The organism is Cellvibrio mixtus subsp. mixtus J3-8, from assembly GCF_000766945.1.
In the GTDB taxonomy this organism is placed as follows: domain Bacteria; phylum Pseudomonadota; class Gammaproteobacteria; order Pseudomonadales; family Cellvibrionaceae; genus Cellvibrio; species Cellvibrio mixtus_A.
The window spans coordinates 1-2,883 of record NZ_ALBT01000134.1 but is presented as its reverse complement, the minus strand read 5'-3'; the positions used below and the strand labels follow the sequence as shown (position 1 = coordinate 2,883).

Sequence of the window (2,883 nt, the reverse complement as noted above, 5' to 3'; positions counted from 1 at the left end):
GCGCTTCAAATAATTCGTGAATGCATTTTTCCCGGGGATAACTGGCTGCGGTGCTGTTCCATTCCACCAGCAATTGCTGGCGTTCCTGCTCAGGTATTATCGACAACGAGGTCGCCTGTTTATCTGGCCATGAAGCTAACGCATCTACCAAATTTGCTAACGCAGTCTGCGTATATTTTTCTATTTGAATTGCATTAATTCTTTGATCTACCTGTATGCCTAGCGCAAAGCTATCACCATAGTCATCGACCAATAAATTGAATGGATAATTGCTGCGTTCCTGTGTGAGCAGCAGTTCGAATTGACTATGTTGATCTAAAAAATTATTCGATATCCCAACATGATTTGCACGATTGGAGTCCGCTGGCACAGAATGACGATAATTGAGCATTGCACTAAATAGCGGTACATCGCCAGGAAAACCACTGCAACGTTGCGCAAGAGCCAACGATGCTTGCTCATAAGGTAATAAGTCACGCAATGATTCCTGAACCTGATGTACCAACTCCAAGGCTGTGGCATTCATCAGCTTCACCCGCACTGGCTGGGTATTGATAAACATCCCCGGCATACTTTCAGCATGCGCAATTCCTTGAAGCCGCCCCGACATTACCGTACCAAACACAACATCATTGCGCCCACTACAGCCAGACACTACCATCGCCCAGGCAGCATGAAATAGCACAGCAGGACTAACGGCCAATTGTTTACTGAGTTTACGAATCCTGCTTGATATTGCGGAAGGAACATTCGCTTTTCGTTCTACAATATGACTACCATCACCATCCATGTTCACATTCACCAAGCCAAATGGCAAAGTGGGTTCGTCCAGGTCATTCAACATGTTAGTGAAAAAAATTTTTGCGTCGTGTTGGCGCGCATGATGCCGGGTGTGCGCAATAAACTCACGATAGCTTACAGGTGCAGGTAAATTATCTTGTTGCCCATTGAGAAAAGCTGTCAGTTCATTTTGGATAATATCCAAACTAACATGATCTGAAATAATATGATGCAGTTGCACAAGTACATAGTAAAAATTACTCCGGGCATCTACTGCTATTTGTAAACGAACGAGAGGAGCTTGGCCTAATTCCATCCCCTGTCGTTCCGGCGCACAGCGTGCACGCATTTCCGCTTCTACATCCTGACATGCGGAAAAATTTAACCATTGGACAGGCAAACTTGCCCGACGGAAAACCACTTGTACAGGAACAGATAATTCATCCCAAAAAAATGCCGTGCGCAACACATCATGGCGATCAATAACGAATTGTAATGCCACCAGAAATTCATCAAGCGCTTTACGCTCCTGTATTTTAAATAGCATTGGTATTACATAAGCGTCATTACTATTTATCGTGTGATGAAATAAAATACCTTCCTGCAACGGAGAAAGTGAATATATATCTTGTACATTGCTTGCTCCTCCGGGGATTTTTTTCACTACCCTCGCAATTTCATCAGGGCTCAGATTAACCAGTGGTAACATTTCCGGTGTAATACATTCACAGCCTTCGGGAATTAAATTCGCAGGTGTGATAAATGGAAACCCGGGGATTTTTATTTCGCCTTCAAGCTCTTCCGCAAGGCCCGCTACGCTCGGTGCAGCAAAAAGCTGTTTGGCAGTAATCGATAACCCTCGCTTTTGCAAACGCGACATTACTTGCATAACTAATAATGAATGCCCACCCAACTGAAAGAAGTTATCCGTAGCACTCACTCGCTCTACTCCCAACACATCCTTCCAAATATCACATATAATTTTTTCGGTTTTTGTGCGCGGTGCAACGTATCTTTCTCGCTGACTTTCCATATCAGGTTCAGGCAATGCTGTGCGATCCACCTTCCCATTCGGGGTTACAGGAAATTGATCCAGCAATACCAGTACCGAAGGTACCATGTAATCAGGTAATGTTTTTTGTAGATGCAGACGTAATATTTCAATCAGTGTGGATGAGTTATTTTCAGAATCCGCTTCTATGTGGGCATTATCAACCACTAGATAACCCACTAAAAATTTATCGCCACTTGCTGATTCTTTGACTACTACCAATGCATCCTTGACATCATCATGCGATGCCAACGTGTTTTCAATTTCTCCTAATTCAACGCGGAAGCCACGGATTTTAATTTGATGATCGATACGCCCGAGGAATTTCAAATTACCGTCAGGCAACCAGCGCACCAGATCGCCGGTTTTGTATATGCGCTCGCTGTTATTGGGATTGGCTTTATCGTAAAAAGGATTACGAATAAATTTTTCGGCAGTTAAATCGGGGTGATTCAAATAACCACGCGCAAGGCCTACGCCACCAATATGCAGCTCTCCGCATACACCCTGTGCCAATAACTCATTATTACCATCCAGAATATAAGCCTGAACATTATTTAATAACTTGCCGATGTGCGGTTCTTTTTTTGAGATATGACACCAGGTAGCATCAACCGTACATTCAGTCGGGCCATAAACATTCACGGCTTTTTTATTGTATTTTTCTTGCCACTCGCAAAGCAAATTCCAAAGCCGGGTACTGATTGATTCTCCACCCAGAATTAAATTGGGAAGATGCTCTTCTATGCCAGCAGCAAACCACGCCTCAACCATTAGGGGGGTGCAATCAATTACACTCAAATTATCAAGCTGGCTTACTAACAGTGACGGATCCTGCCTGCACTCCTCAGATATCACATGCAAACCACTGCCTGATATTAATTGGGTAATACCTTTGATAGACGCATCGAATGCATAAGATGCATTCCAGCCCCACTGCTTGCCGGGCAACGTTAAATCCATACACTGGATAGCACGAGTTAGGTTAATAACGGCGTGATGCTCAATCATCACCCCCTTGGGATTCCCCGTAGAACCCGAGGTGTAAATCA

General features: G+C 43.9%; 1 protein-coding gene. It reads right to left on the bottom strand.

Features of this window, described 5'->3' with window-relative positions:
• Positions 1 to 2,883, bottom strand: a 2,883-nt coding sequence (locus A596_RS04950; protein WP_039913051.1) for a condensation domain-containing protein, incomplete at both ends; no start/stop codon positions are given.